Raw genomic sequence first — 12,669 nt, 5'->3', positions numbered from 1 at the left:
CTGGCTGTGCGGCGAGCCGCCGTTTCCCGAGGGTGCCCGCTCCTCGAATAGCTCCTGTGTTCTCATGAATATCTCCTCCTCGATGATCGCAGGGTGGCTCTGCGTGATGATCCAGTTTTTCCTGGGCCTGATTTTTCCGGTCAGGTGATTGGTTCGATTGAAGATCGTCTTCCCGGTGTACACCTCGTTTTTCAACGTGGCCGCGACGAGATTCTTGTTCCATTTCTTGAAGTCGCGCCTCAGCCGGGTGCTCTCATTCAGCTGCACGGCAATGAGTTTGCACCCCATCCCCGCGACGTAGAGGTCGAAGATCTCGCGCACGATCTGCGCCTCATCCTCCAGGATGGTCAGACGCTTGCGCTTGCCCTCCGGCACGGCGGAATAGCCGAAGGGAACCCGGCCCCCATTGAAAAATCCGTCCCGCGCGTTCTTCGTCATGCTGCGCAGGGTGTCGGCGCTGATCTGGCGGCTGAAGTGCTCGTCGATGACTTCCAGCATCGACTCCATCATCCAGCCGGAGTCCGTGTCGCTGTCGAGATCGATGTTGACGTAAACCACCCGGGTCCCGCGTTTCTTCAGCTGCAGCTTGTGGAAGGCCGCGTCGACCTTGTTGCGCGCGAAACGCGACGTGCTCCAGCAGATGAAGTAGTCCACGTGATGCGTTTTGCAGTACGCCACGGCATCCTGGAAGCCCGGGCGGTCGTCGGTCCTGCCCGATATCCCCGCGTCGCAGAAGACCTGGAGCACGCTGGCGTCCAGCCCTGCCGCCCGCTTGTGGCACTGCTCGATCTGGCTCTCGATCGGGAGCCCCTCCTCCGCCTGGCGCAGGGTGGAAACGCGGGTGTAGATGATGGCCGTCGCTTTATTCATGGGCACAGTTTACCCACGTTTTTTGGTTTGGAATAGATTAAAAATCCATGTTTTTTAATACATTACGTCGATTGCCCCCCGTTCCGTTCCACTACGAACCACCAAAGAAAAACCCCGCCGAAGCGGGGTTGGTAGAGTGTATTGCTACCTTATTCTCTACTGCGAAATTCTGACCATCTTGCTGCGCAATGACAGCGGAACGTCATCCAGAAGCATGATTCTGGCGCTCGGCTCAGATTTGGCTCCTTCCTCCTCAGGCTTATTCTCGTTCAGGGTGACATTTATCTCGTTGGTATCCAGCTTCCACATGGCACCCGTCGCGGGATCGACGATCAGCCAGCCGATGAGCGCTCCAAACAGTAAATTGCCGCCGATGTACCAGCCATTGACCTTCGTGTCGACTGATATGGTGTGATCGGCATATCCATCTTTTCTAATGACAACAGAGTATTTCTTGCCGCTGAAATACCCCTTCTTTTTTTCCAAAGGCAGTGCGGTTGGGGTTTTGCCTTCAAATATCTTGGTGCCTGTTTCATCTGAGATCGATACATTTGCCTGATCTGGGGCGCTGCGTACATTCAGTGTTTCTGGAGCACTTTGCCCCATGATTGTGGCGCAACCGGTGAGCAGTGCCACGGTCCCAAGGACACCGATGGTTTTCATTTGGTTTTTTTTCATATACTCCTCTTGTAATTCAAGTGATTATCAATGATTGAAGTCACCATATAGCCCAGAAAAAATGATGAGCTGAGACATTAAACAGCGGAGTAATATGATAAAGAAACTGTAATTTCTTACAGCTAGACAGGGGAGAAAATGAGAACCCCGCCGAAGCGGGGTTCTTGGCTGAGGGTATGGGAGAGCTACCCGATGGCGGCCTCGATCTCGCCGCAGGCCTCGTCCACGAGCTGCTTGATCGGCCGCATGAGCGATGCCAGCAGGTAGGTCTCGACGTCCACCGGCGAATTCTCGGAGGCGGCGATCAGCACGATCAGCGCGCCGAGCTGCAGGCGCGCCTCCTCCAGGCGATCGGAGGCGGTGACCAGGGATTCGCGCTTGCTCATGGCCTGGCCCTCCCGGGAAGGCCGCTGTCGATCTCCACCAGCGCGTTCATGATCGCGTCCTGGATCGGCTGGATCAGCCAGTAGAGATCTTCCGGGTCGAGGTCGTTGCGGGCGCCGGAGAGCAGCTGCTGCAGCGCCTCCAGGGCGTGGGCCGCCTGCTTGAGCGACCCGTAGGCGCTGGCGACGGCTGCGACCAGCTCCCGGACGGGGGCTGGCGTGGTTGTGACGTGGGTCATGATGGTTCCTTGTGATTGATGTTTAGTCAATTGCCCCGGAGGGCGGCCGGGCGCTAAACACCGTCACAAGAAACGGCGGACTTCTTCCCCTTGCGGGTCTTGTATCCGTCGCACACCCGGCCATTGAGGTGATTTTTGCCCGGAGGAGCGAACTCTGGGCGAAAAAATACCACGGCTGACGGGCGTGGGCGGCTACCGTCTTGTGTCAGTGTGTTTAGCACTTGAGGAAAGGGTAAGGCAGGGGATGGAAAAAGTCAATATGATGCCATTGACATGATTAGGGCGCCCCGGTACTATGCGAAATGGTTATTTCGGCGTAGGCGGCCCTGGCAGAGCCTATACCACGGAAATCACTTTGTAGGAGGGGGTGACAGCGAAAATAAAAATGCGTACCACAGTGGAAAAACCCTTTCGAATCGTAGAAGATGGGCGGAAATGATGAGGGTCCCGGTACTGGTGGTACCGGGACCTTCGAAGATGAACCCATCCGCTTGGCTCGCGGAAGCATAGATAGCAATGCAGGGCTATCAAGGAGGATTCACATGATCACGAAAGTCTGAGGGGCGGGGGCAGAAACTGCCCCCGCCCCTTTCCTATTGATCGATCGAAGTGTAAGTCATCTCCATGGTGGCGCGCAAGCCGGATCCGAGCTTCCCTATTGGGCACAAATTAGCATTATGCTAATATCTGCAAATGTTCAGGGTCGAATATACCCGTGAGGCCTTCAAGGTCCTGAGATCGTTGCCGCGCAACATGGCGGCCACCATCCGCGGAAAAATCGGCCAACTCGCCAGCGATCCACATCGGCCGAATCCACATGTGCGAAAGCTGGAAGGCCGCCCAGGGTTCCGGCTGCGGGTCGGAGATTGGCGGGTGATCTATGAAATCGACGGGGACCGCTTGGTCATCATCGTCCTGGCGGTCGGTTCACGTGGAGGGATATACAAATGAGCGGCATCCAGTTTATCGAGCGGGACGGGAAGCGGGAATACGCCATCGTTCCCATGGAGATATTCGAGCGCCTGGTGCAGGTCTCGGGTGCGATTGATGACGTCGCGCTCTATGACCAGGCCAAGGCGGCGGATGACGGCGCCCGCGTGCCGGACGAGGTCGCAGGCGCCATACTCGAGGGAATGCATCCGGTCAAGGCATGGCGCAAGTACCGCAGCCTGACGCAGCGGGCGCTGGCCGAGGAGGCGAAGATCAGCAAGCCATTCCTCAGTCAGATAGAAAGCGGCAAACGGGTGGGCACCATAGCCGTGTTGGCCGCGCTGGCCCGCGCCCTGCAGGTGCCGGTGGATTTCCTGGCCGACTGAATCACCGTCTGCGCACCCGCAGCGTCGCGGTCACGGCGAGATGCTGTGAATCGGGGGCCGCGTCCGCGGTGCAGCGGAATCGATAGTCCGCCCCGTCCACCCCGCCCACCACTTGCTGCAGTACCTGGCTGCCGCTGATCTGGGGCATGCCGGAGCGCATCGACGCAGCCTCGGGGTCGGCGCCCGACACCTCCCTGGTTTATCTGGCCGGAAAACATGACACGACGATCTGCTTGAGCAGGCGCCCCTCTTCGTCGTAGCGATCCCATCGCGCCTCGCGTATGCCCGCCTGGCTCAGGTGATGGCGGATCGCGGTCGCTTCCCGCCTCGTGGGCCCGCGTTCCGCTCCGTGAATCATGACTACGCCGGGCGCCGTCTCCTCCACGAAACAGTAGAAGGCCACCTTGCCCGGGATGCGGCGCGTCTTGTGCACCCGGATAACGCCGGAGCGGCCGGTGGCCCACGTCAGCGTGGTGCGGTCGATCAGGTGATTGTGATCCATACCCGTTCGCCGGCTGTGAGCGCCGCCTGGATCTTCTCGAACAGGGGAACGAAGGCCTCGCGCGAGCGCCCCAGCCACGCATCGTCGGGATTGCCGTCGTCGGCGCCGACGAGGATGCAGCCCTCGGTGTCGGCGGCGGTGTTGCCGGGATGGATGCGTATGCCGGTGAAGCCCGGCACGTCGAGCAGCAGCGGCAGGGGCCGCTTGAACCGGTTGGAATGCGTCACGACCACTTGGTACCGTCCGGCCGGAATGGCGGTCTCGCCGGCGATCTTGCGTTCCCGCTCCTGGTCTTCCAACGTGTAACATTCCAGCAGGTAAAGGCTTCCCGCCGTGTAGCCGGCGGTTTCGTGTTTTCGTGTTAACAGCATCTCCATCATCGGATCCTCGACTCGAATTCCGCCATGAGGGCCTGGAACAGATAGGTGGGCGTGCCGTTTCGGGCGCCTCCCGAGATGCCGTCGCGCATGGCGACGGGTTTCGTGGTGTTGCGCATTGCGAGTTCGCGCATGGCTTCCGCCTGGGCGCGCAGCAGCAGCAATCCCCGATCCTCTTTTGTCACCGTCGTATGCGCGGCATCCTCCGCGACGCGGTAGGCGGCGAAATAATAGAATCGGTAGATGGCGCCGAGGCTGCCGATCTGATGCGATGTCGGCGCAGGTGACAGATGCAGTTCGCGCACGTCGCCGGCGATCACCAGCTGAGCATCCGGCAGCGGCCCGGTCCATTCCTTTTCCCATGGACGCGGCGCACGAGCCATGCCCCACAGGGAAGACTTGAACGCTGCAATGTCCGGCGGAGCGGCGTATATGCACTGCTCCGCCACCAGCGTGACGCTGCCCAGCAATGTGCGCGGGCGGACGCGGGCCATGTCCAATGCGGCGACGTCGAGATGGCGGCCGAAATCGGCGCCGTCCTCTCCCGCGAAAATCTCGGCCACATCGTGCAGGCTGTCGGCGAGATCCGCTACCAGCTCGGCACGAGACATGATCTCCGGCATGGCCGTGCGCTACTCCGCCCGCTTCAGGATCTCTTCCGCCACCGCGGAGAGCACGCCTTTGCGTGGCGCGGCACTCAACTGCTCGAGCTGACCGAGCTGGTCCAGATCGGCCTGCGACAGTGCCGGCAGGGCCGCGACGATCTCGGGCACCTTGCCCTGCAGCAGCTCCGCCAGCGGATCGGGCGACGGGACGGAATTCTCGATGGACTCCGGCTCAGGTGGAGGCGGCAGGAACTGCGCGGGGACGTCCCGCTCGTCGAAATGCCGGGTTTCCCCCGGCAGCACGATGCAGGCACCGACATAAATGGGCAGCTTGCCGGAGTTGTGTACTGGCACTCTCATATGCGTCTCCTGGTGGATACCCGCCAGCTGGCGGGTATATATGCTATCGGTATGGGATTATCGCGACACGCGAGCCGTGGTGCTGTACAGCGCGATGGAGGTGTAGGCCCCTTTCAGCTGCGTGGGCGTATGCAGCACGATGAACTGATCGCCGTAGGCCTCCTTCTTGCCGGTGAAGCGGCCGTTGTTGTCGCGCTGGTCCTGGAGCTGCCCCATCGCCCAGGGCTTCATCATGCGGTAGCGCGTCTGGCCGCGCTCGCCGATGATGATGCGCTGGTCGCCCATCGCCAGGCCCGGCGCCGTGGTGCGGTAGTTCGGCACGTCCTTGACCCTCCCCAGGTTGCCCTCGCTGTCGAGATCGGTGCCGTTGCGCTTGCCGGATTCGACGAAGCTTCGCGCCTGCTCGATCTGCGTGCGGATGGTGCCGCTCATCAGCCCGAAGTTCGCCACGTAGTAGCGGTCGGCCTCAATGACGTTCTTGCGCAGCCCGTATCGATACAGGAAGCTGTCCCAGAAGAGATCCGTGGCCACCGCCCCCTGGTCGGTGTCGAAACGGTAGGCGTTGGTGGTGTAGTGGTAGGTCGCCACGATGGCGTGCCCGCTCGTCACGTTCGCCACGGCCCCGAGCTGGTTCACGAAATGGATCTCGCCCAGGTTGTAGTCCAGCCACCAGTAGGTGCCGGCACCCTGTGTGCCGGTGAAGTCGTATTCGTTGATCGTGACGCTGTTGACCTTGATGGTGATCGGGTACAGCGTGCTGCCCACCTGGTTGCCCTGCAGGTCGAATACCTTCTTCGGCCGCACCACCGGAAACTGTGCCAACGGCCAGATGCTCTTGCTGCCGTTGCCGCTGCCCACCGCCTCGTTGACGATCGCGGCCGCGCCGAACTGGTCGGATGCGTTCAGCACCTCGTTGAAGATCAGGCGCTCGCCATCCTCGCCGATGATGCGCGTGGCGTTGCGGGCATTCTCGGCCACCGCATCCCAATTCAGGATGCCGTTGTTGGTGAGATAGCGCAGTTCATCCGATACCTCGAAGGCGATTTTCTGCGGGATGGGATAGGCCGTCTCGCTCGTCTGAATCACGCCGGCGCGCTTGATGGGGCCACCCTCGTAGACGCGGGTGTGGTCGATGCCGGCCGCGGTGAGATCGCGATAGCTGTAGGGGATCAGTGCCGTGGCCGAGAAGGGCGACACGTCCACGTTCACGAACTGCAGACCGATCATGGTATAGAGCGCATCGCGGATCACGGTGCGCTCGAAGATCGCGGGTACGGAGATGTCCGAGACCACGCCGGCGCCGGCGGCGAGCTGCTTGTGCTCCGCATGCAGCCTGTGGCCGTTGGCGCCGTCGAATTCCTTCAGCACCTTCTCCACGAAAGCCTTGTTCGCCTCCTGCAGCTTGCCGCCGGTCGTGGCGTAGCGGCGCGAATCCGGCAGGGTATCGAGCCCCAGGCGCTTGTCGACGGATTCCTGCAGCGACTTGACGGTGTTGCCGGAGTCGACGTCGATGTGCACGTTCCCTGCAGGCCAGCTGAAGCCCATCGTGGCAAGCTTCTTCGCTGCAGCGATCTTGTTGCCCTGGGCGATCTGCAGCGCCGCGAGCTTCCTGATCTGGTCCTCGCTCATTTCGGGAGTGATCAGGGCGAGCGCGCCTTCGGCAAGCTCTTTTTTCGTGTCCTCGTCGAGGCCTTTCTCGGCCTGGATTGCTTCCGTCAGCAGTTTCGCGTGGCCGGTGCGCGTCTCCTCGAGCTTGCGCGAGGCTTCCGCCTGGCGCGTGGCCTCCGCCGCCATGAGTTTCTTAACATCCTCGGCGGTGAGGCCGGAGGCCAGGTTCGGCGCCTCGATCGACAGCTTGATATTTCTGTCTTTTCCGTCCTTTGCAGAGATCTCTTCACCCAGTTTCTTGCCAGACTCGGCAAAAGCCTCCATCAGTCGTTTCGCCTGGGCCTCGTCGGTGACCGGCGCCACCGCCGTCTCGAACGCGGCGAGCAGCTGAGCGCGGATCGGCTCGGACAACGCCACGATGGCGGCGAGTGTCGCGGCCAGGGCCTCGGATAGCTTTTTGTGCATGGTGTGGATCTCCTGTAAGAGTAGGGATTGCAGTTCGGGATGGATCAGCGTCGGTACGCCGCCGCTGTCCTCGGACAGCTGGATGGGATCGAGGCGCTTGACGACCGGGCGCGTCACCAGCCCGGCACCCATCATGACGGCCCCGTGCCTCTGCCCGGTCTCGTTGTCCTGGAAATTCTCGTGGTATTCGATGGAGCTGTAGACGTAGCCCTTGTGGCGGATCGCCTCGACGCCGTAGGGCGTCCACGCCACCTGGGCGCGCAGCCTGTCGCCCTCGAGCTTGACCTGCAGGATCCTGCCGGCCGCGCCGGCGTCCGGCCGCGCCGGCGTCCGGCCGGTGCGCGACGTCGTAGAAGATGTCCTGCCCGTACACACGCCGCTCGAAGTTCTCGACAATCTGCTCGAGCATGCTGCGGCTGATCTCGAACTGCCCGTAGCGCGGATCGTGGAATCGGCCGGTGCGCGTGACCGTGACCCAGCTCGTCGACTTGCCTTCCTCCAGCGTCACATGGAGCCCGGACAGGAATCGCACTGTGCCGGAGCGGCTATCGGATAAGCGGATGGTGCGCGGTTGCATGGCTGGCCCTTTCATGGAGTCCAGCCGCGGGTGAGCGGGAGGGGGGAGCGATCCGCTGACCGCCCATCCACGTTGGACTGAGCGGGATGATCAGCGATTGCACAAGCCGGAAACAGGGAGGATTGCGGCGCACAAGGCGGTAGCACGGGCGCCGAGCCTTGATACGGCTTGATACGGGTCGGCTGCGCACAGGTTTATCCACAGAAAATGTGGATAATGAAATCATGAAAAGAAAAAAGCCCGCGTGGGGCGGGCTTTCGGGAACCTATGGCAGGGGCGTCACGCCCGGATTTGCGCCATGTAGTGATTGTTACGCTTCTTGTGCAGCCGCAAGGATTCGATCTCGGATTGCGTCAGCATTCTCGATCCGCTCGAGGTAGCGTGCTTCGGACTCCGTGAGGAACTCGAAACCGTAGCCGTAACGGGCTTTCCACCATTCTTCAAGACTGTTTCCATGCTTTTGTCTCAGTTGCGTGAGCGTTGCGGGCGACAGGCTCAATTTTACGGAATAAGCCTTGCCTGTCAATGTCGTGGCAAGCAGCACCTGTCCTCCTCGATTCTCGATGAAGCCGCGAAGATTCGCCAGGGTGCCGCCTTGCCCGATGAAATCATCGACCAGAAGATAGTTCATGCCGCGCACCACTAGGCCGTCGAACAGCGCGGGGGTGGCAAGGCGATAATCTCCTTTTGCGCCTGTATGGCTGACTCGATTGATTTGTACGATGTCACTCTCGGAAGCAAGGTCCAGCGTGCGGCCAATGATTCCCGCCAAGGCCGTAGGGATGACGTTTTCCCCCTGCTCCTCGATGGCGCTGACGGCGACGAGGGTTGGCCTTGCAGTTCCGACGGCATCCGCAATCCTGCGGATGGCCTCGGGATTGTGCATGTCACGTACGAGGTGCGCCGCCGCCGCGATGTCCCCGGATTTGGCGGCCAGATAACCCTCGTGCCCTTTGACGGTGGATATGTCGGCGTGAATGATCACGTCCGAAAAATCACGCCACGGCGATCTGTCGGGATGTGGGGTATGCAAGGCTGGCTTCACAGGGTGCATTCTAACCCTTGCCGAGGCAGTCTTCCCTGGTACTGCTCGCTTCTGGGCCTTGGCCATTCCCTGCTGCGATCTGCCTGCATCGAATGCCTTTGCCTTGTTGACCCCCAGGACTCCCTCGCGCTGCGCCGGCGTCATCCTCGCCAGGACCTCGGCGACCGTCTCTTTTCCCGCTCGGTCGGCATCCGTGATCTCGTCCTTGAACACCACCTCCACGTAGGACAGCGTGTTCGGATGCGCGGGCCAGGGGCAGGCCTCCCGGGTGGGATACACCCCTGGGCCCAGCCCGTACAGGTTGGCGGTTGCGTGCAGGTCGCAGATATCGGGCTCGGGATGCGCGGGAGAAAGCAGGAACCGCACTCCCGCGGCATCCGGGTGCGCAAGCGCACCAGCGATGTAGGCTTCTCCATGGGCCCGGTTGATCTCCGTGCGCATGAGACGCATGGCATTGTCCATGGGACTGCCGCGGCCGGTCAACAGCCCGGCCGCATGCTCCCCCGTTCGGGCGGCGTTCGCCGCATTCATCTTGTCGGCGAGCTCCGCCGGCACCGCCTGCCCCCGCATCAGCAGCTCGCGTGCCGCCTGGGCCGCGCCGTGGCCCTGGATGATGGCCATTTCGATGGCATTGGTTACAGCCTCGCGTGCATGGCGATCCAGGCGCCAGATGCGGTCGGAGAGCTGCAGGCCGTCCTCCGCGATGAAGGCCCGCACGAAGCGTACCGCCTCGTCGGAGACTCGCATCGCCGCGTCGGATTCCAGCAGCGTCCCGGGCTGCGCGCCCATGGCCGCAGCCGCATCCACCCCAGCGCCGGCGGCGGTAAGCGGTGCGGCGCCGAACCGGGCCGCATTCTCCAGCCCGTTCTCCAGGAGGGCATTGCGCTCGGCCGCCAGCTGGTGCAGGCGTGATTCCACCTGGCCCAGCACGTCCTGCAGCTGCTGCAGGGGGATGTTGCCGTCGGTACCGCCAGCGGCCGCAATACGGGCGCGCAGCTCGGTGGCGGCCCGCGTGTAGATCTGCTCGAGTTCCTTGAGGATGTCCGCATCCAGCGTGTCCATGGCCCGCTGGGCGGCCTGGGTCGCGCGCCGGATGGCGAGCTGGATAGCACGAGGATCTATGTCCTCCATGATCAAATGACGATCAACCAGGGGGATCGTTCTCGGTTCCAGCGTACATCGCCTGCGGAGATGCGATAGGAAATTTGGGAGAGGTGCCGCAGCACAAATAATAGCTGCCATCCGGATAAACCTGACGTAGCCCCTGACACCACACTGTCAATTCGTCCAACCCCACAGGATAACTTCCGGGAGCATAGATTCCTTGCTTCCACCAACATCCTTTACTGGCGCCTGGATACACAGTTGGTCCATTGTGCCGGTAAAATAACCGATCATCGACATACAACTCGAACACACCATCGCGACCCGTCGACCAATAAATATAGGCGACGACATCATGCCATACGAGTGAGTCAACCGGCCATGCTGCGGCCAAATCCCAAAGAGGGCCGTCATCCATCCGCCACCGGCGCAAGCAGACGCCACGCTCATTTACCGCCACTGTCCATGGTGGATGAATCAATGGATCAGGATTGTGAGTATGAAATTGTTGGATGTTGATGGATAAGTCGTTATAGGGAGGGTTGGCTATCAACAGATGATGTTTTCTCTTCCACTCCGGATCGAGCATGTAGCTCCACCAGTACCAGCCTCCGCCAGTGCCGAAGGCATATTCAGAGGTGTAATAGTCTCTGGACAGTTCGGTTCGATATGAACCTGCAATTTTCGGATCGCCACGCACCAGACGCACCTGTGCTACCTGCCCCCGTTGCCCAACGGGATCGTCCACCATCATGATCCGATCGGGATAGGCGCGCTCCTTCGCGTAATGTCTTGGGTTTTCGATCCCGGCTTCGAGTATTTCTGTGCTCGTGATGCGCACCACGTTCGGATTGATTGTCATGACGACAACAGATCAACGGAATAGCCAACCAGCCGGAAAGTATCAGCAGTGTTTGCCGACGCTACAAGAAACGAAACTGTAATCGGATCACCAAGAGCCGGGATAGGCACGTCTGTATAAGCGTTTCCTGTTGCGCTCGATCCCGGTGCCAGGTAGGTTGCGGATGTCGCCGTCAAATCGTTGAATCCGACAGTAACAAACGCTCGCGTACCTCGATTGTTGTCCGCTGGAACGGAACCGATGGCGTACACGGCGCTATCGGATACCGTACCAGTGCTGCCCAATCTGATGTTCCAGGTATTCTGGCCTCCGGTCCCAAGTCTCAGCAGAAATGCCTCGATCTGAATTCTGGAGCGCCCAGGCAGCAGCATCCCACCAGGAATGATTAAAGAGCCTCCACCGCCATTGATAGCAAACACGCCCGATTTCACCCCAGTAATACTGGAAATTGGCGAGTTCAATGTCCCCCAGTTTGAAGCCAGCGCCATGCGTCCATTCATAGGAACCCATCCAGCAAGAGTGGCTGTCCACAGTGAACCTCCATCTCCACCAACATCAGCAATATGGATGATTCGACCTCGGTTTGGGCCAGGCGACGGTCTGTTCACCCAAGGATAGCTCACGATCCAGTTTTTTTTGAATGGATACTCAATTTGCTCCAGCCTCAACGCGTCACTCATGAATCCTCCTGTCAGTTTGCGATATCCGTTCCGCTCTCGCCCTGGCGCCCATTGCCGGGGGTGATGCTGACGCGAGCGGGGTTCGCGCCGCCGTGCGCCTCTGGATAGGGATCGTAATGGCTCGCCTCCCATTCCCTGCGCTCCTCGACATAGGCGGGGTCGAAACCCAGCTCTTCCCACACCATGCCCTGCGGCAGCCCCAGGGCTTTCAGCTTGAGGCCCCTGTCCACCGTCTGCGATGCGGTCTCGGTCCTGCGCTCGGCGAAGGTGATCGTGAAATCCTCCGCATCCGGATTGATGCCCTTCAGCAGGAGGTGCAGACGGAAGCCCGCCTCATAGCCGAACGACAGGGTGTCCTGCAGCACATCCACCTCGTCGTAGTAATCCCGCTTCAGATCCTCGAGGATGTCGCGCGCCAGCCCGTCGGTGTAGCCCATCATCCCTTTCGGCAGGGGCGAGCCGGCGAAGAAGGTATCCAGGAGGTGCACCACGTCGCGTATCTGATCGAGATTGCTGTCCCCCTGGATGGCGACGACTTCCGCATCCTTGTTCACGTAGTAGTCGGTCATGATTTCGTGCTGATCCTTCTCGACGCGGGCGCGATAGGCCTCCACTTCCGCCTCGGTCCAGCCCTTCAGGCGATGCGTCAGCCGCAGGGGCGCGCGTACGCGCCGACGGATCACCAGGTCTTCTTCCGTCATGTCGAGCTTGCGCCAGGTCTTGCGGGCGGCATCGAGGAAGGGACGTCCGAGACTGCCCAGGTCATCGAAGTTGTCCGGATCGAATCGGGCATGGAACAGCTGCCAGAGCGGAAAAACTGCGAGCTCCCTGCCCGTCATGACGTCGACCTGCGTGTAGGCTTTCTTCACGTCCTTGAACCTGCCGGATTCGCTGACATTCGGCAGGATGGTCTCGGACGGCATGCGTACGGCCGCCACCACGTTGAATCCCTTGTCCAGCACCCACTGCACCGGCCAGTTGCCTTCCATCACGAGTCC

The 12,669-nt window shown here is 60.9% G+C and carries 16 protein-coding genes; 2 read left to right on the top strand and 14 right to left on the bottom strand.

Going from position 1 to position 12,669, the window contains the following annotated elements; translation table 11 throughout:
- The 4 genes from BT108_RS12860 to BT108_RS12845 form a co-directional block, all read right to left on the bottom strand.
- On the bottom strand, positions 1 to 870 hold an 870-nt coding region (locus tag BT108_RS12860), incomplete at its 3' end, for a recombinase family protein (protein ID WP_143142501.1).
- Positions 871 to 1,026: 156 nt separating this feature from the next.
- The gene (locus tag BT108_RS12855; RefSeq protein ID WP_083566449.1) at positions 1,027 to 1,548 is read right to left on the bottom strand and encodes a YceK/YidQ family lipoprotein; all 522 of its coding nucleotides are present in this window, start codon (positions 1,546 to 1,548) and stop codon (positions 1,027 to 1,029) included.
- A gap of 185 nt (positions 1,549 to 1,733) precedes the next feature.
- The gene (locus tag BT108_RS12850) at positions 1,734 to 1,934 is read right to left on the bottom strand and encodes a hypothetical protein (protein ID WP_072294963.1); all 201 of its coding nucleotides are present in this window, start codon (positions 1,932 to 1,934) and stop codon (positions 1,734 to 1,736) included.
- Positions 1,931 to 2,170 (bottom strand): hypothetical protein, encoded by a 240-nt coding sequence (locus BT108_RS12845; protein WP_072294962.1) that lies wholly within the window; start codon positions 2,168 to 2,170, stop codon positions 1,931 to 1,933. Before BT108_RS12845 ends, BT108_RS12850 begins: the two co-directional genes overlap by 4 nt.
- A 693-nt stretch (positions 2,171 to 2,863) precedes the next feature.
- Between BT108_RS12845 and BT108_RS12840 the strand changes: the two genes are divergently transcribed.
- On the top strand, positions 2,864 to 3,121 hold the full coding sequence (locus BT108_RS12840; RefSeq protein ID WP_072294961.1) for a type II toxin-antitoxin system RelE family toxin: 258 nt from the start codon (positions 2,864 to 2,866) through the stop codon (positions 3,119 to 3,121).
- Complete coding sequence (locus BT108_RS12835; RefSeq protein ID WP_072294960.1) at positions 3,118 to 3,486, top strand: helix-turn-helix domain-containing protein; 369 nt, start codon at positions 3,118 to 3,120, stop codon at positions 3,484 to 3,486. The genes BT108_RS12840 and BT108_RS12835 overlap by 4 nt, the downstream gene beginning before the upstream one ends.
- Before the next feature lies 1 nt (position 3,487).
- Here BT108_RS12835 and BT108_RS13870 read toward each other — a convergent pair whose 3' ends face one another.
- The 10 genes from BT108_RS13870 to BT108_RS13865 all read right to left on the bottom strand — a co-directional run.
- The gene (locus BT108_RS13870) at positions 3,488 to 3,634 is read right to left on the bottom strand and encodes a hypothetical protein (protein ID WP_177257319.1); all 147 of its coding nucleotides are present in this window, start codon (positions 3,632 to 3,634) and stop codon (positions 3,488 to 3,490) included.
- 51 nt (positions 3,635 to 3,685) lie between these two features.
- Entirely contained in the window at positions 3,686 to 3,988 is a 303-nt protein-coding gene (locus BT108_RS12830) for a hypothetical protein (RefSeq protein WP_072294959.1), read from the bottom strand.
- Complete coding sequence (locus BT108_RS12825) at positions 3,970 to 4,359, bottom strand: DUF5675 family protein (RefSeq protein ID WP_218184873.1); 390 nt, start codon at positions 4,357 to 4,359, stop codon at positions 3,970 to 3,972. Before BT108_RS12825 ends, BT108_RS12830 begins: the two co-directional genes overlap by 19 nt.
- Positions 4,360 to 4,364: 5 nt before the next feature.
- Positions 4,365 to 4,976 carry a hypothetical protein gene (locus BT108_RS12820; protein ID WP_143142500.1) on the bottom strand — a complete coding sequence of 204 codons (612 nt, stop codon included), beginning with the start codon at positions 4,974 to 4,976 and terminating at the stop codon, positions 4,365 to 4,367.
- 21 nt (positions 4,977 to 4,997) lie between these two features.
- Positions 4,998 to 5,330 (bottom strand): hypothetical protein, encoded by a 333-nt coding sequence (locus BT108_RS12815; protein ID WP_072294956.1) that lies wholly within the window; start codon positions 5,328 to 5,330, stop codon positions 4,998 to 5,000.
- Between the two features lie 57 nt (positions 5,331 to 5,387).
- Positions 5,388 to 7,799: a cell envelope integrity TolA family protein gene (locus BT108_RS12810; RefSeq protein ID WP_143142499.1), complete on the bottom strand. Its 2,412-nt coding sequence runs from the start codon at positions 7,797 to 7,799 to the stop codon at positions 5,388 to 5,390.
- A gap of 491 nt (positions 7,800 to 8,290) precedes the next feature.
- Complete coding sequence (locus BT108_RS14020) at positions 8,291 to 10,156, bottom strand: phosphoribosyltransferase (RefSeq protein WP_218184872.1); 1,866 nt, start codon at positions 10,154 to 10,156, stop codon at positions 8,291 to 8,293.
- Positions 10,157 to 10,169: 13 nt separating this feature from the next.
- Positions 10,170 to 10,991, bottom strand: coding sequence for a heparin lyase I family protein (locus BT108_RS12800; protein WP_072294954.1), 822 nt, complete (start codon positions 10,989 to 10,991; stop codon positions 10,170 to 10,172).
- Positions 10,988 to 11,671, bottom strand: a complete 684-nt coding sequence (locus BT108_RS13650) for a hypothetical protein (protein WP_143142498.1) — start codon at positions 11,669 to 11,671, stop codon at positions 10,988 to 10,990. The genes BT108_RS12800 and BT108_RS13650 overlap by 4 nt, the downstream gene beginning before the upstream one ends.
- Before the next feature lie 11 nt (positions 11,672 to 11,682).
- On the bottom strand, positions 11,683 to 12,669 hold a 987-nt coding region (locus tag BT108_RS13865), incomplete at its 5' end, for a hypothetical protein (protein ID WP_072294953.1).

Origin of the sequence: Nitrosovibrio sp. Nv17, assembly GCF_900119085.1 — a bacterium.
GTDB lineage: Bacteria > Pseudomonadota > Gammaproteobacteria > Burkholderiales > Nitrosomonadaceae > Nitrosospira.
This window is presented reverse-complemented; position numbering and strand designations above follow the sequence as displayed.

Coding starts and splice junctions, on each gene's coding strand:
- BT108_RS12815 (WP_072294956.1), bottom strand. CDS start 5,330: ATGAGAGTGCCAGTACACAACTCCGGCAAGCTGCCCATTTATGTCGGT.
- BT108_RS13650 (WP_143142498.1), bottom strand. CDS start 11,671: ATGAGTGACGCGTTGAGGCTGGAGCAAATTGAGTATCCATTCAAAAAA.
- BT108_RS12835 (WP_072294960.1), top strand. CDS start 3,118: ATGAGCGGCATCCAGTTTATCGAGCGGGACGGGAAGCGGGAATACGCC.
- BT108_RS12825 (WP_218184873.1), bottom strand. CDS start 4,359: ATGCTGTTAACACGAAAACACGAAACCGCCGGCTACACGGCGGGAAGC.
- BT108_RS12840 (WP_072294961.1), top strand. CDS start 2,864: ATGTTCAGGGTCGAATATACCCGTGAGGCCTTCAAGGTCCTGAGATCG.
- BT108_RS12830 (WP_072294959.1), bottom strand. CDS start 3,988: ATGGATCACAATCACCTGATCGACCGCACCACGCTGACGTGGGCCACC.
- BT108_RS14020 (WP_218184872.1), bottom strand. CDS start 10,156: ATGGAGGACATAGATCCTCGTGCTATCCAGCTCGCCATCCGGCGCGCG.
- BT108_RS12850 (WP_072294963.1), bottom strand. CDS start 1,934: ATGAGCAAGCGCGAATCCCTGGTCACCGCCTCCGATCGCCTGGAGGAG.
- BT108_RS12820 (WP_143142500.1), bottom strand. CDS start 4,976: ATGTCTCGTGCCGAGCTGGTAGCGGATCTCGCCGACAGCCTGCACGAT.
- BT108_RS12800 (WP_072294954.1), bottom strand. CDS start 10,991: ATGACAATCAATCCGAACGTGGTGCGCATCACGAGCACAGAAATACTC.
- BT108_RS12855 (WP_083566449.1), bottom strand. CDS start 1,548: ATGAAAAAAAACCAAATGAAAACCATCGGTGTCCTTGGGACCGTGGCA.
- BT108_RS13870 (WP_177257319.1), bottom strand. CDS start 3,634: ATGCCCCAGATCAGCGGCAGCCAGGTACTGCAGCAAGTGGTGGGCGGG.
- BT108_RS12845 (WP_072294962.1), bottom strand. CDS start 2,170: ATGACCCACGTCACAACCACGCCAGCCCCCGTCCGGGAGCTGGTCGCA.